This window comes from Sphingomonas endophytica (assembly GCF_001476895.1).
Classification (GTDB): domain Bacteria; phylum Pseudomonadota; class Alphaproteobacteria; order Sphingomonadales; family Sphingomonadaceae; genus Sphingomonas; species Sphingomonas endophytica_A.
Genome location: NZ_LDTB01000028.1, coordinates 1 through 26,204 on the forward strand (window position 1 = coordinate 1; position 26,204 = coordinate 26,204).

Below are 26,204 nucleotides of genomic sequence, written 5' to 3' on the forward strand. Positions count from 1 at the left end.
CCTGCTATACCTCGTGCTCAATCACGCGGCCGACGAATGGAAACGTCCACCGCGTGAATGGGGTGAGGCCAAAAGCCAGTTCGCCGTGATCTTCGGTGAGCGGTTCGTCATCTGACGATAACCGGCCTCCCGCACAAAATTCCTGACAGTCCCCGCGATCGGCCAGGCGTGTTCGCTGTCGGTCGTGCGTTTGAACCTGCGCTTCTGCCGGGCACGCAGGTCGTTCTCGCGCATCAGCCGCGCCGTGCGACGCCGCCCGATGGCAAAGCCATCATCCTGCAACTCGCGCGTCATCCTCGGACTGCCATAGGTGCCGTTCGACAGGGCAAAAGCCGAGCGGACATGCGCCAGCATCACCATGTCATCGCGCTGACGCCGACTGGCCGGGCGATCCTTCCAAGCGAAGTAGCCGCTCTGGCTGACGCCGAGCACCCGGCAGAGGCGGTGGACCGGGAAATCCTCTCTCGCCCGATCGATGAGCTGGAACCTCATCGATTTCCCTCCCGGGCGAAAAAAGCGGTCGCCCGCTTCAGTATGTCACGCTCCTGTCGAAGGATCTCATTCTCCCGCCGAAGGCGCTTCAACTCGGCAGCCATATCCGCCTGCGGCGCTTGATCCGGCGTATCCACCAGACGATCCCGGCTGCGGCTGATCCAGCGCACCAGCGTCGATAGCCCCACTCCCAGATCCTCCGCTATTTCGCGCTGCGTCCGTCCGCTGGTCGCCACCAGCCGAACCGCTTCGTCCTCAAACTCCTTCGTGAACCGTCGCTGCTTCGTCATTGAGTTCGCCTTTCACTTCAAGGGAACTCTCCACCTTGCCGAGGCAAGTCCAGCTGTGCGGACGCACGGTTTTGTAGTCGGTCCGCCATGCGTCGATGATCCGTCTCGCCGCAGCCAGCGAAGGAAACAAGTGCTCGTTCAGGCACTCGTCGCGCAAGCGACCATTGAACGATTCTACGAAGCCGTTCTGTTGCGGCTTGCCCGGAGCAATGTAGTGCCACTCGACGCCCGTGTCCTGGCACCATGTCAGAACGGCATGACTAGTCAGTTCGGTGCCGTTGTCGCTGACCACCATGCACGGCAGCCCGCGACGCTCCGCGATGGCACTCAGTTCGCGGACGACACGCCGACCTGACAACGAAGTGTCGACGATACAGGCCAGGCACTCCCGGCTGTAAACGTCGATAACGTTGAGGACGCGGAAACGCCGGCCGCAGGCCAATGCATCCGACACGAAGTCGAGCGACCAGCGCTGGTTGAGTTTTTGCGGGATCGCCATCGGCGCCCGCGCGCCCAGCGCCCGTTTCCGGCCGCCACGTTTGCGCACCGTCAGCCGCTCCTCGCGATACAGCCGGTACACCTTCTTCAGGTTCATGCCCTTGCCTTCGCGCCTGAGCAGGATTGCCAACCGGCGATAGCCGAACCGGCGACGCTCGCTGGCGATCTCGCGTATCCGCTCGCGCACAGCATCGTCCTTCCCGCGAAGCGGCTCATATTGCCATGCCGACCGGTTGACCCCGATCAGCCTGCAGGCGCGACGCTCGGAGAAGCCGTGGTCGGTCATCAGCTTCTCCACCGCAGCGTAGCGATCCGCAGACCCGGTCAGTTTTTTCCCAGCAGATCCTTCAGCGCCGACACGTCCAGCATCGACTCCGCCAGCAGCTTCTTCAGCCGTCGGTTCTCGTCCTCCAGCGTCCGCAACCGTGCCGCTTCCGACACGGTCATCCCGCCGTATTTCGACTTCCAGTTGTAGAACGTCGCATCGCTGATGCCGTGCTTCCGGCACAGCTCAGCGGTCTTTACGCCAGCCTCGTGCTCACGAAGTACGCCTATGATCTGATCCTCGGTAAAACGGCCTCGCCGCATCGCTCGTCTCCATATGACGAACTAACTTACCAATGGCATGATTCCCGGGGAGCACGTCAAGCAGACCGCAGCTATCCGGGCCGTGATGTCAGCCCTACCTGTCATCTCCTTTGGATAGCATACGCGTGAACGCCCGCAACTGGGTGGAAGTGGCCACCCTGCCCCAGCGTAACGAGGACCCACACTCCGACGCTCGGGCCCCGACCCGGCTTCCCAAATTCCGCCGTTCGTTCACCGGCCAGGCGCGTGATGCTGTTCATGGGCAACGACGGCTTTACCAATCTCTCAGCCGACGGGCTGAAGCTGTTCGACGCCGCGATCGACGGAGCCATCGGATCGATGAAGGCGTGTTTCCGACGAACACGCGGGAAAAGCATCCCCTAATCCATACAGCGGACGACCGTGGAATTCGGACAGCCGAGGTAATGTTTCTCCACCCTCCCTGTCCGAATATCACGGCAGGTCCGCTTCTATAATCGAGGGGCATCGTCATCTCGCCCGCCCCCCCCAACCACCCAGGAACCTGCCGGCGATAGCCATCATACGCCGGCTGAGATCAGGGTGATCCGGGCCGATGCCGTCAGTGGCGCATCGCAACGACGCCTGAAGCGCCGGACAGCTGTGCGGACGCATCGAACTTATGGATCCAGCCATAGCGTTCTGGGAAGTGGTGCATGGCGCGATGCCGGGTCGCGTCAGGCAGACTGGCATCGGTATGGAGCGCGCGATTGGCGTCCCATGAGCTGCGCTGGATGAGGCGGGTGCGCAGCGCGCGCTCCTTCTGATAGGCGGCAAAGCGTGCGTCGCGGTTGGATGACGTCAGTCCGTCGAGCATGGTCGCCAGCGTGATGGCATCCTCGATCGTCGTATTCGCGCCCTGCCCGTGATGCGGCAGCATCGCATGGACGGCATCGCCGATCAGCACGACCGGCCCGCGATGCCAGTGGCGAAGCGGCGGCGCGACAAACAGGCCCCACCGACGCTCCACATCGCCCGCCGCGACCATTTGCCGGACGGCCGGATGCCAGTCGGCGAAGGCCGCCACCGCTTCCCCCGGTTCGATCGGCACCGTCCCGCCGCTACCGGACCAGGCGGTGGGCCCCTCCACCACCGCGAAGAAGTTGACGTGCCCGCCATCGCTGCCGATCGCATAATGCAGCAGATGGGCATCCTGGCCGATCCAGAACTGAATCGCCTGGGGATCGGGCAAAGCGTTCAGTCGCTCGACCGGCACGATGCCGCGAAACGCGCTGGTCCCGGAATAGCGTAGCGGCTGTCCGCCGACCCATTGCCGGGTGATGGAGCGAACACCGTCGGCGCCCACGACGATATCGGCCTCGACAGGGTCGCGTCCGACGAAGTGAAGCGCCACCCGTTCGCCCACCGTCTCGATCCGTTCCAGCCGATGCGCCAGATGAATATGCTCCGCCCCGACCGCGCGGCCCAGCGTCGTCTGCAGATCGGCGCGGTGGATGCCCAGATAGGGCGCGCCGAACCGATCGCGATAGGCACCGCCCTTGCGCACCGCATGGGCCGCAAGGCGATCACCGGACAGCCCGTCGCGGTAGATCAGCTCGGTCGGCTCGACGCCCGTCCGCTCCAGCTGGTCGATCAGGCCCAGCCTTTGCAGCTCACGGGTGGCATTGGCCGACAGGGCGACCGCCGCGCCGATCTCGCTCAGCTCCGCCGCCTGTTCGTACAGCGTCGCCTCGATCCCCCGCGCCCGCAGCGCCAGCGCGAGGGTCAATCCGCCGATACCGGCGCCGATGATCGCGATCTTCATGGATAGCCTCCGTAATCCTTACGCGGCCGTCGCCGTCTGGCGATACTCGGCCGGGGCATCGGCGAAATCGGCGATCGCCTCGGCCAGCCGTTCGGGCATCGAGTAATAGGGCGCATGGCTGGCCGGGAGCGACACGACCGCGACCGGACCGGGAAACTCCTTCTGCATCTGACGCTGCACGGCGATCGGAATCCCGACATCGTCCAGCGCCTCGATATAGAGGCGTGGGATCTCCAGCGCGCGGCCCTCCATCGGATTGGGCGTGCCGAAGGGCACGGTCGTCTGGGTCTGGATGAACTGCTCGGCAGGCGGCATTCCCTCGCCGGGATAATCGCCCATGAAGACTTCGCGGAACCGTTCCAGCCGCGAGAAATCCGCCTGTAGCCCGCGTCCCTCGTCGACCGGCTGGATCAGGTCCAGCGCGTGCGGCGTGCCCCGGTTGGGCTCGCCGGGCAGGACGAAGGTTTCCGGCGTAACACCGGGCGCGGTGAGGAACGCGGTCAGGTAGATCAGCCCGGCCACCTTGTCGGGATGGTGCTGCGCCAGCCACGAGATGGATGCTCCGCCCATGCTGTGCCCCAGAAGGATCGACTGCCCCTCGGCCCGCGCCAGGATGTCTGCGACGGGGCGGGTATAATGCTCCATGTCGACGACCGACAAATGGCCGCCATCGCCGGGCGTATGGCCGGTCAGGTCGGGCGCATGGACGCGGTAGCCGCGCGCTTCGAGAAGCGGGACGACCGCGTCATAGCAGGCGCCGCGATTCCAGGCGCCATGGATCAGGATGATATCGGTGACGGTCATGACATGTCTTCCTGTTCGAGCCGGGGGGATCAGAAGCGATATTGCAGGCCGACCTGCGCGATGAGGGGATTGAGCTGGACGCGCGCCGTACCCGGCACGAAGCCGTTCGGCGTGCCAAGCCGGAAGCGGGCGTTGGTGCTGGTCCAGACCTTACTGGCCGCGCCGAACACACCGATCCGCTCGTTGAGCGGCACATCGATGCCGCCCGTGATGGCAGGACCAACGGTATTGCTGGTGCGAAAATCCTTCAGCACGCCGTCTTCGGTCTTGAAGATGATCGTCCAGTTCAGGCCGCCGCCGATATAAGGCCGCACCCCGCCCGGACGCCCGAAATGATAACGTACGCTGTAGAGGCCAGGACCATAGGTCACCTTACCCAGCGTGCCCGCGCCCGCCAGCGTTCCCGATGCGGTCAGCGTGCTGGTCGGCGGCACGCCGACGGTCGCCGCGACCGACACGTTGGGGGTCAGGAAATAGCCGATATCGAGGCTGACGCCGTTGTTGTTCGACGCGGTGGCGTTGGCACCCGGCAGCGGCTCCCCGGCAATCTTCACATCGGCCTTTTCGTCGAACATGACACGCGCCGCGCCGAGCCGGACATAGAATCGCCGCTCCTTGCCGTCCGGCGACTGCTGGGCCTGCGCCACGCTCGGCAGCATCAGGCACAATCCCGCAACACCGGCGAGCACCCCGCCCTTTCGCAAGGCTCGCATATATCCATATGGTATTGAAGCCATTTTCCGCTTCCTCTCCATCTGCCGTCGCTATCTGTCGTGCGACTTGTCCCGAAGCGATTTCGCTTTCGTGGGGGCAGAATGTCGGGAGGTGCATCATGCGTCCAACACCAACTCCATATGACGGCCATACCTAAAAGGTTGGCCGGATCACGCCTCTTCGCCGCCCCCGGTCATGCGCAGGATCGCGTCAGGGATGGGATAATCCCAGGCACCGTAGCGCTCGCGAATCACCGCCGCCATGGCGACCAGTTCGGGCGAGCGGTCGTCCTTGCGAAAGCTCATGATGATCGGCGATGCGATCGGTTCGACCAGCGGGCGATAGCGGACGCCGTCGACCCGCGACCGGCGAACCGAGGCCGGGACGATGCAGACCCCCTCCCCGGCCGCGACCAGCCCGATCGCGATCTGCAACTCGCTGACCTCGTGCGCGATCACTGGGGTCACGCCAATATCGCGGAAATGGCCGACGACCTGATCGGCATAGCTGGGTCGCGGGGCGTTGGGATACAGGATCAGCGGGTCGGTCGCCAGCGACGCCAGGGACACCCCGCCCCCCGCCGTCAGCGGGTGCGTGGCCGGAAGCGCGACGATCAATGGCTCCTCGCGCAGCACCACCCGCGCCACGGCGTCATCCTCGAACCGGATACGCCCGAAGCCGACATCGATCCGTCCGTCCTTCAGCGCAGCGATCTGCGAAAGCGTGCCGCCCTCGATCAGCGACAGGTCGACCGACGGCATCGCCGCCCGATAGGCCCGAATGATCGCGGGGAGGCGCGAATAGATGGTGGAGGCGACGAAGCCGATCGCGAAGCGCCGCTGCTGCGACACCACGGCTTTCGCGATCATCGCATCCATATCGGCCATACGCGCCAGGATGCTGATCGCCTGATCATAGACGAGATGGCCGATCGGCGTCAGCCGCAGCGGCTTGGCGGAGCGATCGATCAAGGTCGCGCCGACCCGTTCCTCGATCTGCTGGATCTGGCGGCTGAGCGGCGGTTGTGCGATGTGGAGACGCTCGGCGGCACGGGTGAAATTGCCTTCCTGCGCAACGGTCACGAAATAGCGCAGCTGCCGTATGTCCATCCTGTCATCCTCTCCAAAGCCGGCGGGTCGGTGGCAGCAGTGTGTTATTCATGGTCCGCCAGCAGCGCTTCGGGCACGCCATAGCCCCACTCGGTATATTTGCGGGCGATGATCCGCAGAACGGCGCGCAACTCGGGCGAGGCATCGCCGACCCGGTGGCTCATGATGATCGGCGAATGCGCGGGTTCGACGAGATCGAGATAGCGCACATCCTCGGTCCGCGCCTTGCGTACCGACTCCGGGATCACCGCCACCCCCTCTTCGGCGGCAACCAGACCGATCGCGATCTGCAACTCGCGCGCCTCGACGATCTGGTTTGGGCTCAGGCCATTATCGTGGAACAGCGACAGGACCTGATCGGCATAGCTGGGACGCGATGCACTGGGATAGAGAACCAGCTTTTCGCGCGCCAGGGCCGACAGGGATACCGGCGCGCCGTCCTGCCCCAGATGGCTTCCCATCGGGACCGCCGCGACGAGCGACTCCCGCCGGAGCACGGTGCGCCGCACCGCCGGATCGTCGAAGCGGATGCGGCCGAAACCGATATCGATCCGCCCCTCCTTCAACGCCGCGATCTGGTCCAGCGTCGGGCTTTCGACCAGTGTCAGTTCGACATCGGGCATCTCGGCCCGGAACTCGCGGATCAGCGCGGGCAGGCGCGCATAGATGGTCGAGGCGACGAACCCCATGGTGAACCGTCGCCGATCGGTCGCGATCGCGGCATCCATCATCGTCCGCATGTCATCCACGCGCCGCAGCACCTGCACCGCCTGATCGTGGAACAGCTGCCCCATCGGGGTCAGCGCGAGCGGTCGGCTCGTCCGGTCGATCAGGGACGCGCCGACCTCCGCCTCCAGTTGCTGGATCGACCGGCTGAGCGGCGGCTGCGCCATATGCAACCGTTCGGCCGCGCGGTTGAAATTCCGCTCGGCGGCGACGGTGACGAAGTAACGAAGCTGACGCAGGTCCATAGGATCATACTCTCCAAGTATCACCAGAAGACCATAATGATCTTTGCGCGTCCAGATCGCCAAGCCTAGTTTCCGGGGAAATTCGGATAAAACTGGATAGGAAGAGGTTATGGCCACGATCGTCGAGATCGATACCTATATCGTCGACATACCGACGATCCGGCCGCACGTGCTCGCGATGGCCACTATGCATCACCAGTCGATCGTGCTGGTCCGGCTGCGCGACTCCGACGGCATCGAGGGGATCGGCGAAGGCACGACCATCGGCGGCCTCAGCTATGGCGAGGAAAGCCCGGAGGGCATCAAGCTCGCCATCGACACCTATATCGCCCCCGTCCTCGAAACCTGCGACCCATCGCAGGTCGGGGCCGCGATGGCCAAGATCGGCAAGAGCGTCTTCGGCAATCACCTCGCCAAATGCGCGGTCGAAACCGCCCTGCTGGACCTGGCTGGCAAGCGGCTGGGCGTGCCCGTCTCCACGCTGATCGGCGGCGGCGCGATCCGCGACCGGTTGCCGGTCGCCTGGACACTGGCAAGCGGCGATACCGCGCGCGACATCGAGGAGGCCGAACGGGTCCTGGCCGAGCGGCGGCACAACATCTTCAAGCTCAAGATCGGCAAGCGCGACGTGCGCGCCGATGTCGCCCATGTCGCCGCGATCAAGCGCGCGGTCGGCGACCGGGGCAGCGTGCGCGTTGACGTCAACCAGAACTGGAGCGAGGCGCAGGCCGATCTCGGCATGAAGCTGCTGGAGGAGGCGGGCGTCGATCTGGTCGAACAGCCGGTCGCGCGGCACGATCATGCCGCCATGGCCCGGCTGTCCGCCAAACATGTCGTCCCGTTGATGGCGGACGAGGCACTGCACGGGCCCGCCGACGCCTTCGCCATTGCGGCGTGCGGCGGGGCGCGGGTCTTCGCGGTCAAGATCGCCCAGTCCGGCGGCCTGCTCCCGGCCCATGCCGTGGCCACGATCGCGCAGGCGGGTGGCGTCGGGCTCTATGGAGGCACGATGCTGGAGGGCGGCGTTGGCACCGCGGCGTCGGCGCATGTCTTCGCTACCCTGCCCTCTCTGGCCTGGGGGACCGAGTTGTTCGGCCCACTCCTGCTGACCGAAGACATATTGGCCGAGCCTCTGCGCTATGCCGATTTCCACCTGAGCGTGCCGACCGGCCCCGGCCTGGGCATCGCGCTGGACGAGGACCGCGTCGCGTTCCACCGACGCGACCGTCGCTCCCCTACCCTTCATGTCGTCGCGGGAAGAGGCTGAACCATGTTGTTTCACGTCGAAATGGATGTCGATATTCCGCTCGGCTTCGATGCCGAGGAAGCGGCACGGCTCAAGGCCGCCGAGAAGGCCCGTTTCCAGGAGCTGCAACGCGCGGGCACCTGGCGCCACATCTGGCGGGTGGTCGGCCAATACGCCAATGTCAGCATCTTCGATGTCGGCTCCAATGCCGAGTTGCACGACATCCTGATGAGCCTGCCGCTCTACCCCTTCATGACGATCCGCGTGACGGCGCTGTGCCGCCACCCCTCGTCCCTACACGACGACGACCGCTGACGATCGGAACCGCACGACCGCCGACGAGCGGCCGGACAGACAGAATATAGGAGAGTGTGATGGATATCAGCTTCGTGAAAACCCCCGCCATCCAGGATCTGCTCGATCGCGTCGCGGGCACGGCCTCCGACAAGGGCGATCCGCGCGTCAAGGCGATCCTGCGCGACCTGGTGGAATCGCTGATGGTGCTGATCGTCAAGCACGACATCGACGAGAACGAAGTCTGGGGCGCGGTCAACTTCCTCCAGAACGGCGCGGGCGAGTTCGGGCTGCTGATGCCGGGCGTCGGCCTCGAACATTTCCTCGACCTCTATATGGACGCCAAGGACGCCGAGGCGGGCAAGACCGGCGGCACGCCCCGCACCATCGAGGGGCCGCTCTATGTCGAGGGCGCGCCGCTAGTCGACAATGACGCCAACCTGACCGACGATCCCGACGATACCGACACGCTCTACATGGCCGGACGGGTCACGGGACCGGACGGCGAGCCGGTCGCGAACGCCATCCTCCATGTCTGGCACGCCAATTCCAAGGGCTTCTACTCGCATTTCGACCCCACCGGCGAGCAGACGCCGTTCAACAACCGCCGCCGCATCCGGCTGGGCGACGATGGGCGCTATGCGTTCCATTCCAAGATGCCCAACGGCTATAGCGTGCCGCCCGGCGGTGCCTCCGACCGGTTGATGCAGGTGCTCGGCCGCCACGGCAACCGCCCGGCCCATGTCCATTTCTTCATCGAGGCGCCCGGCTATCGCCAGCTGACGACGCAGATCAATTTCGGCGATGACCCCTTTGCCGCCGACGACTTCGCGTTCGGCACCCGCGAGGGGCTGCTGCCGGTGCCGAACCGCCAGGGCGACACCGCGCACATCGCCTTCGATTTCCAGCTCCAGCGCGCCGACGATGCCGAGGAGGAAGCCTTCTCGCACCGCGCCCGTCTGGCCGTCGCCTGATCCCCGGAAGGATATTGTCATGACCGACCTTCGCGAACGCCTTGCCACCGCTGTCGTCGACGATCCCGCCACCGGAGCCTTCCGGTGCCGCCGCGACGTGTTCACCGACCCCGCGCTGTTCGAGCTGGAGATGCAGCACATCTTCGAGGGCAACTGGGTCTATCTGGCGCATGAGAGCCAGATCCCGGAGAATAACGACTATCTCACCACCCATATCGGTCGCCAGCCGATCATCATCACCCGTGACAAGACCGGGACGTTGAACGCCGTCATCAACGCCTGCGCGCATCGTGGCGCGATGCTGTGCCGTCGCAAGCATGGCAACAAGGGCAGCTTTACCTGCCAGTTCCATGGCTGGACCTTCAGCAATGCGGGCAAGCTGCTGAAGGTCAAGGACGGCAAGACCGGCGATTATCCCGCCGGGTTCAACACCGAGGGGTCGCACGACCTGACCCGCGTCGCCCGGTTCGAGAATTATCGCGGATTCTTGTTCGGCAGCCTGAACGCCGACGTGCCGCCGCTCGAGGACTGGCTCGGCTCGACCCGCATGGTCATCGACCAGATGGTCGACCAGGCACCCGACGGGCTGGAGGTGCTGCGCGGCAGTTCGACCTATGTCTATGACGGCAACTGGAAGCTGCAGATCGAAAACGGTGCTGACGGCTATCATGTCAGTGCGGTCCACTGGAATTATGCGGCGACCGCCAACCGCCGCGCGGAGGACTCGATCAAGGCGGTCGATGTCGATGGCTGGTCCAAGAGCGTCGGCGGCGTCTATGCGTTCGACCACGGCCATATCCTGCTCTGGACGAAGCTGCTCAACCCCGAGGTTCGCCCGATCTATGCGCATCGCGAGGCGCTGGCGGCGCGGGTCGGCGAGGAGCGCGCGGAATTCATCGTCGGGCAGACCCGCAATCTGTGCCTCTATCCCAATGTCTATCTGATGGACCAGTTCTCGACCCAAATCCGCGTCGTCCGCCCGATCTCGGTCGATCGCACCGAAGTGACCATCTATTGCTTCGCGCCGAAGGGCGAGAGCGACGCCGACCGCGCCTTGCGCATCCGGCAATATGAGGATTTCTTCAACGTCAGCGGCATGGGCACGCCCGACGATCTGGAAGAATTCCGCTCCTGCCAGAAGGCCTATGAGGGCGCGGGCGAACTGTGGAACGACCTGAGCCGCGGGGCGACGCGTTGGATCGCCGGACCGGACGGAAACGCGCGCGCCGTGGGCATCGAACCGCTGCTCAGCGGCGAGCGTAGCGAGGACGAGGGGCTGTTCGTCCGCCAGCATGAATATTGGGCGCAGTCGCTGATCGCCGCGATCGACCGCGACGGCGGCGGGAATGGTGGTGCCACGCTGCGCCCGGTCGACCGGCTGGAGGTAGCGGCATGAGCCTGACCTACGACCGGCTCCTCGCCTTCCTCTACCGCGAGGCACGGCTGCTCGACGATCGGCAATGGGACGAGTGGCTGGAATGCTACGCCCCGCACGCGGTCTTCTGGATGCCCGCCTGGGACGATGACGACATGCTGGTGGAGGACCCGCAGCGCGAGATCTCGCTCATCTACTATCCCGATCGCACCGGGCTGGAGGACCGCGTCTTCCGGATCAAGACCGAGCGATCGGGGGCGAGCATGCCCGAGCCGCGCACCAACCACACCGTCTCGAACGTCGAGATCCTCGGCGAGGCGGACGGGCAGATGCAGGTGCGGTTCAACTGGCACACGCTCAGCCACCGCTACAACGAGACGCTGAGCTTCTTCGGCACGTCCTTCTACACGATCGACACGACCGGCGCGCAGCCGCTCATCACCAACAAGAAGGTCGTCCTGAAGAACGACTATATCCGCCAGGTGATCGACGTTTATCACGTCTGATGCCCGGCGGCCGGAGAGGATATCATGGGCTACCGTATCGCATTGAACTTTGAGGATGGCGCGACGCGCTTCATCACCTGCGCCCCGGGTGAGACGGTGCTGGACGCCGCGTTCCGCCAGAGGATCAACCTGCCGATGGACTGTTCCGACGGCGTGTGCGGCACCTGCAAATGCCGCTGCGAACAGGGCGCCTATGATCTCGGCGACGACTATATCGACGAGGCGCTGACCGCCGACGAGGCGGAGGAAGGGCTGGTCCTGACCTGCCAGATGCGCGTCTCGTCCGATTGCGTCGTCGCGGTGCCCGTCCCCTCCTCCGCCTGCAAGGTGAAGCCCGCCGTGCATGAGGGCGCGGTGGCGGCGGTGGACCTGGTGTCTGACAGCACGATCCTCCTCACCCTGCGGCTGGACGATCCGGCTGTGCTCGGCTTCCTGCCCGGCCAATATGTGAATCTGGCGGTGCCGGGCACGGACCAGCACCGCGCCTATTCCTTCAGTTCCAAACCCGGCGCGGCGGAGGCCAGCTTCCTGATTCGCAACATGCCCGGTGGCCTGATGAGCGGATGGCTGACATCCATGGCCAAGCCCGGCGCGCGCATGAGCTTCGTCGGCCCCCAGGGCAGCTTCTTCCTGCGGGCGGTGGAGCGGCCGACGATCCTGCTGGCGGGTGGCACCGGCTTGGCCCCGATCCTGTCGATGCTGGAGGTGCTGGCCGATACGGGCACGGACCAGCCGCTCCACTTGATCTACGGCGTGACCCGAGACGGCGACATGGTCGAGGTCCCCCGGATCGAGGCGCTGGCAGGCCGCCTCCCCTCGCTGAGCTGGACCGCGTGCGTCGCCGATCCCGAGAGCGCGCATCCGCTGAAAGGCTATGTCACCGATCATCTGACCGATACGCATCTGAACGCGGGCGATTGCGATATCTATCTGTGTGGGCCGCCGCCCATGGTCGAGGCGGTGCGGGGCTTCCTGCGCGACAAGGGCGTCGAGCCCCGGCATTTCCACTATGAAAAATTCGCGCCGAGCGAAGCGCCGGTTGCGGTGGCGGCATGACATTCGCCGGGCGCTTTCGCGACAAGGTGATGGTGGTGACCGGGGCCGCCCAGGGCATCGGCCGCGGCGTGGCGCTGCGCGCCGCGGCCGAGGGTGCCGCCGTCCTGCTGGTCGACCGCGCCGACTTCGTTTCCGACGTGGCGCGGGAAGCGGGCGAGCGGGCGGCGTTTTTCGTGTGCGACCTCGAAACCCATGACGGAGCGGCCGCCGCGATGGCAGCGGCGGTGACCGCCTTTGGCCGCGTCGACATTCTGGTCAACAATGTCGGCGGCGCGATCCGCATGCGTCCTTTCGCGGCCTTCGAGCCGGAGCAGATCGAGGCGGAAATCCGCCGTTCGCTGATGCCGACGTTGTGGGGCTGTCACGCCGTCCTGCCGATCATGCTGGGCCAGGGCGGCGGCACGATCGTCAACGTGTCGTCCAACGCGACGCGCGGCATCCGCCGCGTTCCCTATTCGGCGGCGAAGGGCGGGATCAACGCCCTCACCCAAGCCCTCGCGATGGAATATGGCGAGGCGGGCATCCGCGTCGTCGCGACCGCGCCCGGCGGCACGCAGGCGCCGCCGCGCATCGTGCCGCGCAACCCGAATGGCGACGACACCCGCGAACAGGCCTGGATGGCCGAGGCGGTGGAGCAGGTCACCAGCTCCACCTTCCTGGGGCGCTATGCCACGCTGGACGAGCAGATCGCGCCGATCCTCTTCCTGGCCTCGGACGAGGCTTCCTACATCACCGGCTCGGTCCTGCCCGTGGCCGGTGGCGATCTGGGCTGACTGGAGCGATATGAAGAGCAAGATTTACCCCTCGCCCGCCGCCGCGCTGGACGGGCTGTTGTTCGACGGCATGACGATCATGTCGGGCGGGTTCGGCCTGTCGGGCAATCCCGAAAGCCTGATCCCGGAAATCCGCGCGAGCGGGGTGAAGGGGCTGACCGTCATCTCCAACAATGCCGGCGCGGACGGGTTCGGGCTGTGGATGCTGCTGGAGAGCCGTCAGGTCGCCAAGATGATTTCATCCTATGTCGGCGAGAACAAGCTGTTCGAGCAGCAATATCTGTCTGGCGAGCTGGAGCTGGAACTCAACCCGCAAGGCACACTCGCCGAGCGCATCCGCGCAGGCGGCGCGGGCATCCCGGCCTTCTATACAAAGACCGGCGTCGGCACGGTCGTGGCCGAGGGCAAGCCGGTCGAGACGTTCGAGGGGCAGGATTATGTCCGCGAGACCTGGTTGCGCGCCGACCTGTCGATCATCAAGGCGTGGAAGGCCGATCCGGCGGGCAATCTGATGTTCCGCAAAACCGCGCGCAACTTCAACCCGAACATGGCGACCGCCGGCAAGGTCACGGTGGTCGAGGTGGAGGAGATCGTCGAGGCGGGCACGCTCGACCCCGACGCCATCCACACGCCGGGCATCTATGTCGATCGCATCGTGCTGAGCACGATCAACGAAAAGCGCATCGAGAAACTGACGACCCGCGCGCGGGAGGAAGTCGCATGAGCTGGACCCGTGACGAGATGGCGGCGCGCGCCGCCCGCGAGCTTCGGGACGGTTTCTACGTCAACCTCGGCATCGGCATCCCCACGCTGGTGGCCAACCATGTTCCCGCCGGGATCGACGTGACGCTGCAGTCCGAAAACGGCCTGCTGGGCATCGGCCCCTTTCCCTATGAGGGCGAGGCGGACCCGGACCTCATCAATGCGGGCAAGCAGACGGTGACGACGCTGCCAACCTCCAGCTTCTTCTCCAGCGCGGACAGCTTCGCGATGATCCGGGGCGGCCATATCGACATGGCGGTGCTGGGCGCGATGGAGGTCTCGGCGGGCGGCGACATCGCCAACTGGACGATCCCGGGCAAGATGGTGAAGGGCATGGGCGGCGCGATGGACCTGGTCGCGGGCGTCAAGCGCATCGTCGTGGTGATGGACCATGCCAGCAAGGCCGGCGGTCCGAAGATCCTGCCCGAATGCACGCTGCCGCTGACCGGCAAGGCCTGTGTCGACCTGATCGTCACCGACTTGTGCGTTATGGCCTGCGACAAGCCGGGCCTGCGGCTGATCGAACTGGCCCCCGGCGTCACGCTGGACGAGGTCCGGGCGAAGACCGGGGCACCATTCGCGGCGGATATGCTGGAAGGCGTCGTCTGATGCCGTTCGTCACATCCGATGGGGCCGCCATCTATTGGAAGGTCGAGGGCGAAACCGACCGGCCGCGCCTCGTGCTGCTCAATTCGATCGGCACCGACATGGATCTGTGGAGCCCGGTCCTGCCGCTGCTCCGCGAACACGTCGCCTTGCTGAGGATCGACACGCGAGGGCACGGCGCGTCGGACGCGCCGCCGGGCGACTATAGCCTGGCCGGGCTGGCCCGTGACATCGCGGCAGTGATGGACGCGGCCGGATGGGACAAGGCCCAGGTCGCTGGCGTGTCGCTGGGCGGCATGATCGCGATGCAGATGGCGCTGGACATGCCGGAGCGAGTGACGGGCCTGATACCGATCTGCACCTCCGCCACGATGGACCGTGCCGCATGGACCACGCGCGTCGATACGGTGCGCCGCGACGGCATGGCGGGGATCGTCGATCTGGCCATGTCGCGTTTCCTCTCCCCCGCCTTCATCGCCGAGCGGCCCGGCCATGCGGCGACGATCCGTCACGGACTGCTCACCATGCGGGCCGAGGGCTATGCCGGATGCGCCGCAGCGATCCGCGACATGGCGCTGTCCGACCGGCTAGGCGGGATCGCCTGTCCGACGCTTGTTGTCTCGGGCGACCAGGACAGCTCGACGCCCTATGTCGGCCATGGCGAGCATCTGGTCTCGGCCATTCCCGGCGCGCGGCATATCGCCCTTCCCGCCGCCCATCTCGCGCCGCTCGAAGCGCCCGATGCGCTGGCCGACGCTATCCTGAACCATCGGAGCTGACCTCATGACCGCCGCTTTTATCTGCGACGCCGTTCGGACCCCGATCGGGCGGCTGAACGGCGCGCTGGCCGATATCCGCGCCGACGACCTCGCCGCCGTGCCGATCCGCGCCTTGGTCGAGCGTAACCCGGGCGTCGACTGGAGCGCGGTCGACGACAGCATCCTCGGCTGCGCCAACCAGGCGGGCGAGGACAATCGCAACGTTGCGCGCATGGCCGTATTGCTGGCGGGCCTGCCCGAGGCGGTGCCCGGAACGACGGTTAACCGACTGTGCGGATCGGGCCTCAACGCGGTCGGCTGCGCGGCGCAGGCGATCCGCTCGGGGGATGCCGAATTGGTCATCGCGGGCGGCGTCGAGAGCATGACCCGCGCGCCCTATGTCATGGGCAAGGCCGCCTCCGCCTTCGACCGCGCACAGAAGATCGAGGACACCACGCTCGGCTGGCGTTTCGTCAACCCGGCGATGAAGGCGGCCTACGGCGTCGACACGATGCCGCAGACGGGCGAGAATGTCGCCGATCAATGGCGCATCTCGCGCGAGGATCAGGACCGGTTCGCGCTGGCCAGCCAGCAAAAGGCCGCCGCCGCGATCGCCAGCGGGCGGATGGCAGCCGAGATCGTCCCCGTCACCATCCCCCAGAAAAAGGGCGAGCCGCGCGTCGTCACGCAGGACGAACATCCGCGCGCGACCAGCCTCGAGGTCCTCGCAAAGCTGAAGCCCGTCGTCCGCGCCGACGGCACCGTGACCGCGGGCAACGCCTCCGGCCTGAATGACGGGGCGGCCGCGATGATCGTCGCGTCCGAAGCGGCGGCGGGGCAACACGGCCTGACGCCCCGCGCACGCATTCTGGGCATGGCCGCCGCCGGGATCGCGCCGCGCATCATGGGCGCCGGACCGATCGAAGCGGCGCGCAAGCTGTGCTGCCTGACCGGCGTGGCGATCGACGATCTCGATGTGATCGAACTCAACGAAGCCTTTGCCAGCCAGGCGATCGCGACCCTGCGCGACCTGGGGCTGGCGCAGGACGACCCCCGCGTGAACCGCAACGGCGGGGCCATCGCGCTGGGGCATCCGCTGGGCATGTCGGGCGCGCGGATCGTCATGACCGCCGTCGAGGAACTGCACCGGACGCAAGGACGCTACGCGCTGGCCTTCATGTGCATCGGCGTGGGCCAGGGCATTGCCCTGATGATCGAACGGGTCTGACGCCCGAGACGGGCGGGGGCACGGCGTCCCCCGCCCGCTTTGCCATCAGGCGGGCAGCCGCAAAATGGGCTTGATCGTCACGCCGCTTTCGCTGTCGGCGACCGCCTGGTTGATATCGGCGAAATCATAGAATTTCACCAGCCGGTCGAAGGGGAAGCGCCCCTGGGCGTGGAGCGCGATCAGCTCGGGGATGAAGACCTGCGGCACGACATCGCCCTCCACGATGCCCATGATGCGCTTGCCCGGCACCATGACCATGTTCACGTCGAAGCTCGCTTCGGTGCCCAGCTTTGGCGCGCCGACGATGCCGCAGGTCCCCATGATGGTCAGCGCGTCGATCGCCTGGCGCAGAACCTCTGGCCGACCGCTGCTCTCCAGCGTGAAGTCCGCGCCGCCGCCGGTGATCTCGCGGATCGCTTCCACCGCATCGGTCTCCCGGCTGTTGACGACATGCGTGGCGCCCAGTTCCTTCGCGAGGTCGAGCCGACTGGGCGTCACGTCGACCGCGATGATCGTGGTCGCGCCCGCGACGCGCGCCGCCATGATCGCGCTGAGGCCGACCGCCCCCGAACCAAAGGCGGCAAAGCTGGCCCCCGACGGCACTTCCAACGCGCGCAATACGGCTCCTGCCCCGGTCTGGATACCGCAACCGAGCGGCCCGAGCAGTTCCAGCGGCGCGTCCTTGGCGACCTTCACGATGTTGCGCTCGTGCGCCATCGCGAAACTGCCAAAGGAGGACTGGCCGAAGAAGTGATCGTGCAGCGCCCCGCCATGGGCATCGCACGTGGCCGTCGAGCCGTCCTTGCGGCCACCGCCGAAGTTCAGCGCGAAGAAATCGCCGCAATGCGCCGGGTGACCGGTCAGGCACGGACCGCAGACGCCGCACGACGCGAAGCTGAGCACGACATGGTCGCCCGGCTCGACGGCGGTCACGCCCGGCCCCACCGCCTCGACCACGCCCGCACCTTCATGGCCGAGGACGGCGGGCAGCGGGACGGGGTAATATTGGTCGCGCACGATGATGTCGGTGTGGCACACCCCCACCGCCACGATCTGCACGAGCACCTCGCCCCCTTGCGGTGACGCAATTTTCGCTTCCTCGATCGCAAAGGGTGCACCCTGGTCGCGAACCACGGCGGTGGTGATGCTGCGCATCTCGGTCATTATCGTCTCCTGCATCATGATATGTGGTTGGGTGGGCGGTCAGAAGGGATAGGCGGGCGCGGCGCCCTTCACCGTCACCCACTGCCAATGGGTGAACTCCTCCCAATTGGCCGGGCCGCCGATCGCGGAGCCGTTACCGGAAGCGCCCACCCCGCCGAAGGGATTGACCACCTCGTCGTTCACCGTCTGATCGTTGATGTGGAGCAGGCCCGCGCGCAGCCGTTCGCCCAGCGCCATGGCTCGGCCGACATCCTTCGAGATCACCGCCGCCGACAGACCATATTCGGTGTCGTTGGCGAGCGCGACCGCCTCGTCGTCCGTGTCAAACGGCACCAGCACCGCGACGGGGCCGAAAATCTCCTCCTCGAACGCCGCCATGCCCGGCTTTACCCCTTCCAGCACGGTCGGGGCGAGGCATAGTCCCTCGGCCGTGCCGCCCGCCAGAAGGCGCGCCCCGGCGGCGACGCTGCGTTCGACGATATCGATCGCATGGTCGAGTTGCGGCTGGCTGATCAGCGGGCCGATCGCGACCGTGCCCGACATCGGATCGCCCACGGGCAGCGCCTTCGCCTTCTCGGCCAGTCGGGTAGCAAAGGCGTCGAAGATCGCACGGTGCACCAGGATGCGGCCCGCCGTCATGCAGATCTGCCCCTGATGCAGCCATGCCCCCCAGGCGGCGTTGCGCGTCGCGAGGTCGAGATCGGCATCGTCCAACACGATCAGCGTGTTCTTGCCACCCAGTTCCAGCGAGACCTTCTTGAGGTGACGGCTCGCTGCCTCGCCGACCTTTCGGCCCGCGCCGGTCGAGCCGGTGAACTGGATCATCGCGACATTCGGGTCCGCGCAGAGTGCCGCGCCCGCCTCGCCGCCGCCGGGCAGCACCGACAGCACGCCTGCGGGCAGCCCGGCCAGCTCGAACAGACGCGCGATCACCAGCCCGCCGCAGATCGCCGTGCGCGGGTCGGGCTTGAGCATCACCGCATTGCCCACCGCCAGCGCGGGCGCCACCGCGCGCATCGCCAGATAGAGCGGAAAGTTGAACGGCGCGATCACCCCGACCACGCCGAGCGGACGACGGCGCGCCAGGCTCAGCCGCCCCGGCTCGCTGGGCAGGACGAGCCCCTGCGCCTGATGCGGCATCGCCGCCGCCAGCTCGATCGCCTTGATCGTGATCGCCAGCTCGAACTCCGCCTTGGCGCGCACCGAACCGCTTTCCCGCATGGTCCAGGTCACGATCTCCTCGGCATGCGCCCGCGCCAGCGCCGCTGCCTGGACGAAGATGCCCGCCCGGACATCCGCCGTCGCTGCGGCCCAGCCCTGCTGCGCGGCGCGAGCGGCCGTCGCCGTTTTGGTGACCGTCGCGGCATCGACCGAGGCGGCCCGCGCCAGAACTGCACCACCGGTCGCCGGTTCGAGGACGTCATAGCCTTGGCCGCCCTCGATCCAGTGTCCGTCGAAGAACCGGCCGTCGAGATGCGCGGCGTCGAGCAGGGATGTCATTTCGCTCTCCATCATGATCGTTCAAATATTAGATGGCGCGGTACCGAGGGCCCTCGCGCCTTTGGTCAGGCATGAACGGTAGCATGGATCAAGTGGGCCATGCGCTGGTGGCGCCCACAGCTGTCGGAGCCCTCCACCAGACCCGCCGAACATCCCCGGCGCGGCCGGCATACCGAATGCCGTCGGAATGGCATGATACCCATCATCCGCTTCCTCTCCATGGTATGTCGCATTCTGTTGTTGCGACTGGTCCGAAGCTCTCGCTTTTGTGGAGGCAAGCATGTCGGCGCCGGTGCTTTCCGTCCAACACCAACTTTATATCCTGTCGATACCTGCAAGGTTGTTGGGTGTATTTATTCCTGCCCGGTGAACAACGCGCGGGTAATGGAGAAGGCCCTTAATCTTGTCCTCGCCGTCCGACACGCTATGTTATCCCTCTCAACCGCGTTGGTACAGCAAGCAGGTACAGCGTGGCTGATCGTCAGACGCAAAAAGCTCGCAAATCCGCGCTTTTTGTTATTGTGACATCCCTCCCGTAGGGGTCACCATTTTCCGGCCTTTTTGGCGGAAATCGGCGGATTTAGGTACAATCTATCGACGCTCAGCCCACCCGGTGGTACAAAAGGGTGGTACAAATGAGGGTTCGAGTGGCTGGGCTGTACCGTCATCCCAAGTCGAGAATGTGGTGGTTCCGCATGGTCGTGCCGGAACGCTATCGCGTTGCCGCGGGCAAGCGCGAATGGAAGTATTCCCTCGAAACCAGCGACGAGAGTGAGGCGCGCCTGCGCCATGCCGAGAAGCTGGCGGAAATCCGCCGCTACATGGCTGGCCTCGATGTGCAGGAGGCCGCGTCGGTCGGCGACCGGGCGGACGAAATCGTCGCGCGGGGCATGGCCGCCCTCGCCCGCTCCAATATCGTCCATCAGGCGTCGATCGGCCTCAACTTCGATATGGCGCGTGGTCTCGACAACGTGACCTACGCGATATTGAAGGTCCTGAGCTTCCGCGTGAGGCTGGGCTGGGGCGGGAAGCACGCAGCGGCGGCGCAGCGGCAACGCTTCAGCGCGATCGACCCGGATGCGGAAGACGATACGCCGGAATTCGCGCCTGACCTGCCGCCCGAAGCCGGATCGGCGTTCCAGACGCTCGATCATCGCAAGCTGGCCTCTGCGCAGATCGAAGCATTCGAGGGTCAGCCGAGCTATCAGGGCGCGGCGTTCCGCGAGGTTGCGCGCGGCCTGCTCGCCGCCCGCGACTGGAAGGCGGCCGCGTTCGAAGCGCAACTGGTGGCCCATGCTGCAGGCATGACCTTGATCACCCGCGGGGCGTTGTTCGACGCGATCGTCGAGCGGGTGCTGCGACACCTGGCCGAGCACCGCTTCATGCACTGGCCCGAAGATGCCGACCTCGTGCTCAATCCCATGGCGACCGCGATGGGCTGCTATCTGACCGAGCAGAGCACCCCTGCCCCGGAAGCCGGAGACGCGCCGGATCGGTCGCTTCGCGCGCTGTACGCGCAATGGCGTGCAAAGCATAACCTTGCCGAAGACGAAGCGCTGAAATCCGCCGACGAATGGCTGCTCGCCGTGCGTCGCTTCGAGGATTTGATCGGCACCAAGCCGGTTACGGCGATCACGGCCAAGGACGTCCGCACATACCGCGACCTGTGCGCCAACTTGCCGTCGCGGGTGAAGAAGAGCATCAAGGCGCTGCCCGCCCGCGAGCAGATCAAAATAGCTGCTGCGCAAAAACTGCCCAAACTGTCCCCGCCCTCGGTCGGCAAACATGTCGCGGCGATCAAGGCGCTCCTGTCAGTCGCGAAGGAATATGAGTGGGTTCCGGTCAACGTCGCCGAGGGCATCACCGTCGAAGGCGCCCGCCATACCGGCACCGAACGCGACCACTTCAACGACCAAGAGATGGCGCTCATCTACAACTCCCGGTTGATGACCGATCCGGACGCCTGCTCGGACACCATGTTCTGGATCCTGTTCCTTGCGCCCTTCCACGGCTCTCGCCCAGGCGAGCACTGCCAGCTCAAGCCACACGAAATTGTCCAGGAAGAAGGCGACTGGATCATGCGGTTCCGCGCCGATCGCCATGCGCAGCAAAACGAGGATGGCACACCGCAAGCCCGTCGCCGTCTCAAGACCCTGCAATCGCAGCGCGACGTTCCGCTGCATTGGATCGTCCTGGAGGGCGGCTTTCTCGACTTCGTCGCCGTCCAGCAGGCACGTCGGGCGCCCTGGCTATTCGACGACCTGAAGCCCGCCAAGTACGGCAACCGCTACACCTACCTTTCGCGTACCATCAACGACGAGCTGCGTCGGCTGGGGATCACCGATACGGACAAGGCGTTCTACTCGACCAGGCACAGCATGAAGCGCGAAGGCCGTCGCCGCCGCATACCAGACCGCAATCTCGATCAGGCTGCCGGCCATGCGCCCGCCACTTCCGGTCAACGCTATGGACAGGGCGTACCCATCGATATCCTGAAGGAGGATATGGATCGGCTTGAGTTCCGCAGCGTCAACTGGGATGCCGTCGTCCATTGTGCACGGGCACGTGTTGCGCGCTATCGCGATCGCATGGGCGTGACGCGGTGAGGTGGAGCATAGCCAACCTACCAGCCCGTTTTATTCGGAACTTCCACGTCTCGTTCGGCCGAGAGCGGTTTTTGATGCCGGCAACGGCGGTTACGCAGCAGTGGCCGTGATCCGCCATCGATCGCCCGTCAGGACGTTCTTGATTTCCCCGACCGAGCCAACTTTCCAATCCGTGCGATGCCGGAGGCCGCTGAGAGGGTGGTTAAAATCGTCTGCTAAGGGTCAGTTCTTGGCGTGTCATTCCGCTCCGCCCCGAGACCGATTGGGGTGCATCGATCGCGTCGCAGGTTAGGTGACACCATTCGATGCCGATCGTATCGGACAGTCGTTCCGTCACACATGTGCCCGCTTGCGGACCGTCCCGTTTCTCCATCTTCAGCGAGCCATTTCGAGAAAACCCACTCAGGAACAGACTTTAGGAAAACCGGGCGGTTGCGATACGCGGAATCAGCGCATGCTCCCGGCTTTCTCGCTGGTCGTTCGTTTTCAAGACTGTCGACAGTGGCGCCCTACGCCGGATTGTTGAGCCGACCGCGCAGATAGAAGAAAGCACGACTTCTTAGGCCCGGAGGCGTCGAGGTTGGCGCGACGGATATCGTGCTACGGTACAAAATAGCCCTTTATCTCAACTGAAGGCGGTAGCCGTTCGCGGCCAGCCATTGCGCAATGCTTTCCGCATAGATGGCGTACCCCTTGAAGGCGTCATGGCCCGCAATCAATCCGGCCCATTCGGTTCCGGCCGGACCGGGAGCGCAAACCGACGCACCGGAATCGCCCTGGCGGATGGCTCCGGGCCTTCCGTAGGGGGATTCCACCTCGAACAGATTCCTGAAGCAATAGTCCTGTCCGTGGTGGTCGAAGCTGTACCATGCGGCCAGGCCACCCAGCCGCAGGCTGTTGAGGCCGCTGGTGCGGCCCATTACTTCGACAGTCTGGCCGGTCGTGAGCGCAGCGCGGCTCGTGATGCCGGTCAGGTGACCGATATCGAGAATCTCGAGCACGGAGGGAGTGACACTTCCATCCATGTCAATGAGTGCGGCGTCGATCTCGTTCGCCGTGATGCCCGACCAGGGATTGCATCTGGTGCCCTGCGCGCATCCGGTGAGCACCGACGACAATATGGACGTCCCGATGATGCCGGCCGATCGCATATCGCGGAGGGCCGGTTGAGTGACGGCAGTGCCCTGCGCGACGACATGGGAGCAGGTGAGACCGTAATGTTTCCCGCCCGCATCGGTCAGGATGACGCCGAGCGTCCCGAAGTCCGCCGCACCGGTGCCGATACTGACACCGCCCAGCAATGGGGAATAGGCGCGGCGCGGATTGGAAGCGAGCCGCGCACGTGGACGCACCTCGACTTCGACCTGCAATCGACCGTCGCCATCATAAAGCTCGGCGGCTGTAGGGATGCGTTCATCGGGGCCGGCTTGCGGCCTTAGGCAGACCTTAACGACGAGTGGCCAGCGCTTGAATAGGCGCCCGCTGTCTTCGGCCAGCCATTCCCAATCGTCGGGGCGCCACGTCTCGATGTCCTGCCTCGACAACGGTTGTGACGGGATGAAAGGGTCGAGAAACCCGCCGTCGCCATACTCGAACAGGTCGAAATCCGGATAGTATCGCAGCAGACGTCGAAGTCGGTCGCCGCTTCGTCGACCTTGCGTGGCCCAGAGATGAAGCCACAACCGGTCGATATCGATCACCACGCCCTGAACGACGGCATAGTTTGACGCGCGCGCGAGAATCGCCTGAAATTCCGGGTCTTCTTCGGCGAAGTCGATGAGGAACTGCATGTCTGCTCAATTCCGGTTCATTGGAATCAGGGCGCTCACCAGGCTGAACAGAAGCGCCAGGATGGTGGCCAGGCCGGGATCGTAGAATTGAGGAACGACTTGGTGGCCGGATATCAGATAGGCCCAGACGGGAAAGGCAAGTCCGCCGACGATGAGCTGGTTGCGTTTGGGTTTACCGGCGTCGGCGACCATATTGAGGTACAGAGGCGTCAGACCCCAGCAGATGACGAAGCAGGCATATACCAGCGGAAACCGGAGGGTTTCCCATTTGACGATCAGCGACGCGCTGACGAGGGCGGCATAGGCGGTGACGATCTCGACGGGGATCAGCTTGGCGATCTTCCGCGAGGCTTCGCCGATATCGACGCCGTTGTCCTTACCGCCAGCCAGCGATCCGCGGCGGATCTGCGGATAGTAGAGTCGGGCCATGAGCTCTCCTGCCTAATTGATCCGTGCGACCAGGATGTACTTGCCCTCGAAGCCGTCCAGCCTGGCTCCGGGTGATCGCGGCGGTTTGACGAGATAACGGACAACGTCGCCGCTTTCCGGCGTCGCATCGGGCGTCCGGTAAAGAACGCGGTCGTCCCCGTTCAGCTCGGCCTCTTGCTGGATGAGGGCTTCCGGGCTGTCGCAGATGAACAGGGCGATCCTCATGCACCGTCTCCCAAGCCGCAGATGGTGGTGAGGCTGTCGTACGCCTGGTACTCCGCTGTTTCCCCCATATCGAAGAGGTATCGCGCCATGGCGTCGGCGCTCGTCCTGCCTGCGGCGATTAATGCGTCGGCCTGCGCCGCCAGACCGGGATTGGCGCCGAGCGCCTGCCTGGCGCGGTCGGCGCGGCCTGCATCGGTGAAGCAGCGGTTGAGTTTCTGGCTGTTGGCAGTGCGAACGATTCTGAGATCGGTTCCCTTCCGGATCGCAGCCTGGACGTTCGCCACAGGAACGCCGTACCGATCGGCCAGCGCCTTTTCATCGGTCGCGACCTTGGTGGTCAGATAGTTCAGGCACTGCGTCTGGACCGGACCGAGCGCCGCGGCAATGGCAGGATCGGTCAGCGTTCGAAAACAGAATAGCTGGGTCTCGTCCTGCCGGAACGTATTGTTGACGATGTTCTCGACCGTGTTGGCGACGGTGATGACCGCTTCGCTTCGGGCCTTGCTGTCAGCGAAGTCGACACTGCCGCCCGATCTGGCCGATGATACGCCCAGCCCCTTTTTGCTGGCCGCGACGAGATCGTCATATTGCGCCTGCGCCAAGTCGCGCGCGGCCGTCGTCTTGGCAACGCCGAGCCTACCGTCATCGCAGGCCTTGAGCTTCGTGGTTTCGTCCGCCGTCAGCGCTGGTGTGCCCACGGCCTTCTTCGCGGTGAGAGTGTCGCAGGTCGCGGCGGCGGTGTCGGCAGCGGACAGCGTCTTGTTGGCTTTGTCGAGATCGCCTTGCGCCGAGGCGAGGTCTTCCTGCTTCGTCGCCAACAGCTTGACCATCTCGGTCGCGTTCATGCCGGTACTGCCCTCGCCGCTGGCCGAAATCGCCACTGCCGGCGGCGTGATGGCTCCGGTGAGTTGCTCAATCGCGAGGATCGACACCATTACACGCTGATCCCGCGCCGCGATTATCGGGAAGTCGGCTCGCGAGATCGCACCGCTCAGATAGCGTTCGCATGTCCGGAACATCATCTCGCGCAGCATGTTGATCGTCTGGGTCCGGCTGATGGTCGTGCCGGTTTCGCTGCTGGATAGAGCGGCTTGCAAGGCCGCGCTCACACCCTTGGTATCCTGCGTGAAGCTCGCGCCGCCGCTGGCGCCGACACCGAGAACGGTGAAGACGTCGGGACTCGGTTCAGCGCAGAAGCGACGGAATAGCGGATCCTTGGCAGCCCCCGGAACCACCGGCACGCCCGGATCATATTGACTGAGTAAGACACGCTGGCGAGCGTCGACGGTCAGCGACACCGGGTCGCGCCCGCCGATGACGGACTGGTTGTGAATCGTGCCTGAACATCCTGCGATTGTTAGGCTGGCGACGAACAGAAGTCCGATTCTCATCACGACCATTTCCCCCCGGTCGGGATGGTCGCGCAATTCGGACAATATATCAACAGCCTCAGATGAACCCTCAGCGATGAATGGTGTTCTTTCGCATGTGCGATATCGCGCAACGAGATATCTGATTGCGATCGTTGATTTATTTTCCGCCTCTACTGGTTGAGGTACTTTACTTCATTGTGGAGACGGGCTGAGCATCTAAGCAGCGACCCGCAGACAAGGCCGGCCTGCTCTAGCTAATCGCGTTCTCAGAGTGACGTGACCCCCGGGTT

General features: G+C 65.2%; 25 protein-coding genes and 1 pseudogene. 13 read left to right on the forward strand and 13 right to left on the reverse strand.

The genetic code is table 11. The features are described 5' to 3' along the window. Positions 1 to 153: 153 nt before the first annotated feature. Together NS334_RS18190 and NS334_RS09335 are read right to left on the reverse strand one after the other, a co-directional pair. Positions 154 to 782 (reverse strand): annotated as a pseudogene (locus NS334_RS18190) (IS3 family transposase); the annotation flags it as partial. After that, positions 748 to 1,868, reverse strand: a protein-coding gene (locus NS334_RS09335; protein ID WP_428835048.1) for an IS3 family transposase whose coding sequence is annotated in 2 segments (ribosomal slippage) — positions 748 to 1,610 and positions 1,610 to 1,868 — 1,122 coding nt in all. Because the reading frame shifts where the segments join, the coding sequence is not laid out codon by codon here. The pseudogene NS334_RS18190 and the gene NS334_RS09335, both read right to left, overlap by 35 nt. A 249-nt stretch (positions 1,869 to 2,117) precedes the next feature. Here NS334_RS09335 and NS334_RS19275 point away from each other — a divergent pair. Next, positions 2,118 to 2,252 (forward strand): hypothetical protein, encoded by a 135-nt coding sequence (locus NS334_RS19275; protein WP_275044681.1) that lies wholly within the window; start codon positions 2,118 to 2,120, stop codon positions 2,250 to 2,252. Positions 2,253 to 2,448: 196 nt separating this feature from the next. On the opposite strand, the gene NS334_RS09345 is transcribed toward NS334_RS19275, so the two are convergent. The 5 genes from NS334_RS09345 to NS334_RS09365 form a co-directional block, all read right to left on the reverse strand. Continuing rightward, complete coding sequence (locus NS334_RS09345; protein WP_058755708.1) at positions 2,449 to 3,651, reverse strand: FAD-dependent monooxygenase; 1,203 nt, start codon at positions 3,649 to 3,651, stop codon at positions 2,449 to 2,451. A gap of 18 nt (positions 3,652 to 3,669) precedes the next feature. Then, positions 3,670 to 4,455 (reverse strand): alpha/beta fold hydrolase, encoded by a 786-nt coding sequence (locus tag NS334_RS09350; RefSeq protein WP_058755709.1) that lies wholly within the window; start codon positions 4,453 to 4,455, stop codon positions 3,670 to 3,672. 29 nt (positions 4,456 to 4,484) lie between these two features. Continuing rightward, the gene (locus NS334_RS09355; protein ID WP_193753045.1) at positions 4,485 to 5,168 is read right to left on the reverse strand and encodes an OmpW/AlkL family protein; all 684 of its coding nucleotides are present in this window, start codon (positions 5,166 to 5,168) and stop codon (positions 4,485 to 4,487) included. Between the two features lie 171 nt (positions 5,169 to 5,339). After that, entirely contained in the window at positions 5,340 to 6,278 is a 939-nt protein-coding gene (locus NS334_RS09360; protein ID WP_058755711.1) for a LysR family transcriptional regulator, read from the reverse strand. A 44-nt stretch (positions 6,279 to 6,322) separates the two neighbouring features. Then, positions 6,323 to 7,249 carry a LysR family transcriptional regulator gene (locus NS334_RS09365; RefSeq protein ID WP_058755712.1) on the reverse strand — a complete coding sequence of 309 codons (927 nt, stop codon included), beginning with the start codon at positions 7,247 to 7,249 and terminating at the stop codon, positions 6,323 to 6,325. 109 nt (positions 7,250 to 7,358) lie between these two features. On the opposite strand from NS334_RS09365, the gene NS334_RS09370 reads away from it, so the two are divergent. From NS334_RS09370 to pcaF, 11 genes are read left to right on the forward strand one after another with little or no spacing between them, the layout of a single operon-like run. Beyond that, positions 7,359 to 8,516, forward strand: coding sequence for a muconate/chloromuconate family cycloisomerase (locus tag NS334_RS09370; RefSeq protein ID WP_058755713.1), 1,158 nt, complete (start codon positions 7,359 to 7,361; stop codon positions 8,514 to 8,516). Positions 8,517 to 8,519: 3 nt separating this feature from the next. Then, the gene (catC, locus tag NS334_RS09375; RefSeq protein ID WP_058752200.1) at positions 8,520 to 8,810 is read left to right on the forward strand and encodes a muconolactone Delta-isomerase; all 291 of its coding nucleotides are present in this window, start codon (positions 8,520 to 8,522) and stop codon (positions 8,808 to 8,810) included. A 59-nt stretch (positions 8,811 to 8,869) separates the two neighbouring features. Beyond that, positions 8,870 to 9,763, forward strand: coding sequence for a dioxygenase (locus NS334_RS09380; RefSeq protein ID WP_058733485.1), 894 nt, complete (start codon positions 8,870 to 8,872; stop codon positions 9,761 to 9,763). Between the two features lie 19 nt (positions 9,764 to 9,782). After that, positions 9,783 to 11,159, forward strand: coding sequence for a Rieske 2Fe-2S domain-containing protein (locus tag NS334_RS09385; RefSeq protein WP_058755714.1), 1,377 nt, complete (start codon positions 9,783 to 9,785; stop codon positions 11,157 to 11,159). Then, positions 11,156 to 11,644: a benzoate 1,2-dioxygenase small subunit gene (gene benB, locus NS334_RS09390; protein ID WP_058755715.1), complete on the forward strand. Its 489-nt coding sequence runs from the start codon at positions 11,156 to 11,158 to the stop codon at positions 11,642 to 11,644. Before NS334_RS09385 ends, benB begins: the two co-directional genes overlap by 4 nt. A 24-nt stretch (positions 11,645 to 11,668) precedes the next feature. Then, positions 11,669 to 12,700: a benzoate 1,2-dioxygenase electron transfer component BenC gene (gene benC, locus NS334_RS09395; protein WP_058755716.1), complete on the forward strand. Its 1,032-nt coding sequence runs from the start codon at positions 11,669 to 11,671 to the stop codon at positions 12,698 to 12,700. Next, positions 12,697 to 13,473, forward strand: coding sequence for a benzoate diol dehydrogenase BenD (gene benD / locus NS334_RS09400; protein WP_058755717.1), 777 nt, complete (start codon positions 12,697 to 12,699; stop codon positions 13,471 to 13,473). The genes benC and benD overlap by 4 nt, the downstream gene beginning before the upstream one ends. Before the next feature lie 10 nt (positions 13,474 to 13,483). After that, positions 13,484 to 14,197, forward strand: coding sequence for a CoA transferase subunit A (locus NS334_RS09405; protein WP_058755728.1), 714 nt, complete (start codon positions 13,484 to 13,486; stop codon positions 14,195 to 14,197). Next, positions 14,194 to 14,844 carry a 3-oxoacid CoA-transferase subunit B gene (locus NS334_RS09410; protein ID WP_058755718.1) on the forward strand — a complete coding sequence of 217 codons (651 nt, stop codon included), beginning with the start codon at positions 14,194 to 14,196 and terminating at the stop codon, positions 14,842 to 14,844. Before NS334_RS09405 ends, NS334_RS09410 begins: the two co-directional genes overlap by 4 nt. Further along, entirely contained in the window at positions 14,844 to 15,620 is a 777-nt protein-coding gene (gene pcaD / locus NS334_RS09415) for a 3-oxoadipate enol-lactonase (RefSeq protein ID WP_058755719.1), read from the forward strand. The genes NS334_RS09410 and pcaD overlap by 1 nt, the downstream gene beginning before the upstream one ends. 4 nt (positions 15,621 to 15,624) lie before the next feature. After that, on the forward strand, positions 15,625 to 16,827 hold the full coding sequence (gene pcaF / locus NS334_RS09420; RefSeq protein ID WP_058755720.1) for a 3-oxoadipyl-CoA thiolase: 1,203 nt from the start codon (positions 15,625 to 15,627) through the stop codon (positions 16,825 to 16,827). 45 nt (positions 16,828 to 16,872) lie between these two features. Here the strand turns inward: pcaF and NS334_RS09425 are convergent, their stop codons facing one another. Together NS334_RS09425 and NS334_RS09430 are read right to left on the reverse strand one after the other, a co-directional pair. Continuing rightward, positions 16,873 to 17,991 (reverse strand): NAD(P)-dependent alcohol dehydrogenase, encoded by a 1,119-nt coding sequence (locus tag NS334_RS09425; RefSeq protein ID WP_153002672.1) that lies wholly within the window; start codon positions 17,989 to 17,991, stop codon positions 16,873 to 16,875. A 39-nt stretch (positions 17,992 to 18,030) separates the two neighbouring features. After that, positions 18,031 to 19,491, reverse strand: coding sequence for a benzaldehyde dehydrogenase (locus NS334_RS09430; RefSeq protein ID WP_206542643.1), 1,461 nt, complete (start codon positions 19,489 to 19,491; stop codon positions 18,031 to 18,033). Between the two features lie 635 nt (positions 19,492 to 20,126). Here NS334_RS09430 and NS334_RS09435 point away from each other — a divergent pair. Beyond that, entirely contained in the window at positions 20,127 to 22,097 is a 1,971-nt protein-coding gene (locus NS334_RS09435; RefSeq protein ID WP_342585538.1) for a DUF6538 domain-containing protein, read from the forward strand. A 620-nt stretch (positions 22,098 to 22,717) separates the two neighbouring features. Here the strand turns inward: NS334_RS09435 and NS334_RS09440 are convergent. From NS334_RS09440 to NS334_RS09455, 4 genes are read right to left on the reverse strand one after another with little or no spacing between them, the layout of a single operon-like run. Beyond that, positions 22,718 to 23,887, reverse strand: coding sequence for a hypothetical protein (locus NS334_RS09440; RefSeq protein ID WP_058755723.1), 1,170 nt, complete (start codon positions 23,885 to 23,887; stop codon positions 22,718 to 22,720). 6 nt (positions 23,888 to 23,893) lie between these two features. Further along, on the reverse strand, positions 23,894 to 24,316 hold the full coding sequence (locus NS334_RS09445) for a hypothetical protein (protein ID WP_058755724.1): 423 nt from the start codon (positions 24,314 to 24,316) through the stop codon (positions 23,894 to 23,896). A gap of 12 nt (positions 24,317 to 24,328) precedes the next feature. Next, a complete protein-coding gene (locus NS334_RS09450; RefSeq protein ID WP_058755725.1) occupies positions 24,329 to 24,541 on the reverse strand; it encodes a hypothetical protein in 213 nt (70 codons plus the stop codon). Then, positions 24,538 to 25,968 (reverse strand): hypothetical protein, encoded by a 1,431-nt coding sequence (locus NS334_RS09455; RefSeq protein WP_193753046.1) that lies wholly within the window; start codon positions 25,966 to 25,968, stop codon positions 24,538 to 24,540. Before NS334_RS09455 ends, NS334_RS09450 begins: the two co-directional genes overlap by 4 nt. Between the last annotated feature and the right edge of the window lie 236 nt (positions 25,969 to 26,204).

Excerpts from the sequence above, each read along its gene's own strand:
- NS334_RS19275 (WP_275044681.1), top strand. The coding sequence starts at position 2,118 with ATGCTGTTCATGGGCAACGACGGCTTTACCAATCTCTCAGCCGACGGG.
- NS334_RS09345 (WP_058755708.1), bottom strand. The coding sequence starts at position 3,651 with ATGAAGATCGCGATCATCGGCGCCGGTATCGGCGGATTGACCCTCGCG.
- NS334_RS09350 (WP_058755709.1), bottom strand. The coding sequence starts at position 4,455 with ATGACCGTCACCGATATCATCCTGATCCATGGCGCCTGGAATCGCGGC.
- NS334_RS09355 (WP_193753045.1), bottom strand. The coding sequence starts at position 5,168 with ATGCGAGCCTTGCGAAAGGGCGGGGTGCTCGCCGGTGTTGCGGGATTG.
- NS334_RS09360 (WP_058755711.1), bottom strand. The coding sequence starts at position 6,278 with ATGGACATACGGCAGCTGCGCTATTTCGTGACCGTTGCGCAGGAAGGC.
- NS334_RS09365 (WP_058755712.1), bottom strand. The coding sequence starts at position 7,249 with ATGGACCTGCGTCAGCTTCGTTACTTCGTCACCGTCGCCGCCGAGCGG.
- NS334_RS09370 (WP_058755713.1), top strand. The coding sequence starts at position 7,359 with ATGGCCACGATCGTCGAGATCGATACCTATATCGTCGACATACCGACG.
- catC (WP_058752200.1), top strand. The coding sequence starts at position 8,520 with ATGTTGTTTCACGTCGAAATGGATGTCGATATTCCGCTCGGCTTCGAT.
- NS334_RS09380 (WP_058733485.1), top strand. The coding sequence starts at position 8,870 with ATGGATATCAGCTTCGTGAAAACCCCCGCCATCCAGGATCTGCTCGAT.
- NS334_RS09385 (WP_058755714.1), top strand. The coding sequence starts at position 9,783 with ATGACCGACCTTCGCGAACGCCTTGCCACCGCTGTCGTCGACGATCCC.
- benB (WP_058755715.1), top strand. The coding sequence starts at position 11,156 with ATGAGCCTGACCTACGACCGGCTCCTCGCCTTCCTCTACCGCGAGGCA.
- benC (WP_058755716.1), top strand. The coding sequence starts at position 11,669 with ATGGGCTACCGTATCGCATTGAACTTTGAGGATGGCGCGACGCGCTTC.
- benD (WP_058755717.1), top strand. The coding sequence starts at position 12,697 with ATGACATTCGCCGGGCGCTTTCGCGACAAGGTGATGGTGGTGACCGGG.
- NS334_RS09405 (WP_058755728.1), top strand. The coding sequence starts at position 13,484 with ATGAAGAGCAAGATTTACCCCTCGCCCGCCGCCGCGCTGGACGGGCTG.
- NS334_RS09410 (WP_058755718.1), top strand. The coding sequence starts at position 14,194 with ATGAGCTGGACCCGTGACGAGATGGCGGCGCGCGCCGCCCGCGAGCTT.
- pcaD (WP_058755719.1), top strand. The coding sequence starts at position 14,844 with ATGCCGTTCGTCACATCCGATGGGGCCGCCATCTATTGGAAGGTCGAG.
- pcaF (WP_058755720.1), top strand. The coding sequence starts at position 15,625 with ATGACCGCCGCTTTTATCTGCGACGCCGTTCGGACCCCGATCGGGCGG.
- NS334_RS09425 (WP_153002672.1), bottom strand. The coding sequence starts at position 17,991 with ATGACCGAGATGCGCAGCATCACCACCGCCGTGGTTCGCGACCAGGGT.
- NS334_RS09430 (WP_206542643.1), bottom strand. The coding sequence starts at position 19,491 with ATGACATCCCTGCTCGACGCCGCGCATCTCGACGGCCGGTTCTTCGAC.
- NS334_RS09435 (WP_342585538.1), top strand. The coding sequence starts at position 20,127 with ATGAGGGTTCGAGTGGCTGGGCTGTACCGTCATCCCAAGTCGAGAATG.
- NS334_RS09440 (WP_058755723.1), bottom strand. The coding sequence starts at position 23,887 with ATGCAGTTCCTCATCGACTTCGCCGAAGAAGACCCGGAATTTCAGGCG.
- NS334_RS09445 (WP_058755724.1), bottom strand. The coding sequence starts at position 24,316 with ATGGCCCGACTCTACTATCCGCAGATCCGCCGCGGATCGCTGGCTGGC.
- NS334_RS09450 (WP_058755725.1), bottom strand. The coding sequence starts at position 24,541 with ATGAGGATCGCCCTGTTCATCTGCGACAGCCCGGAAGCCCTCATCCAG.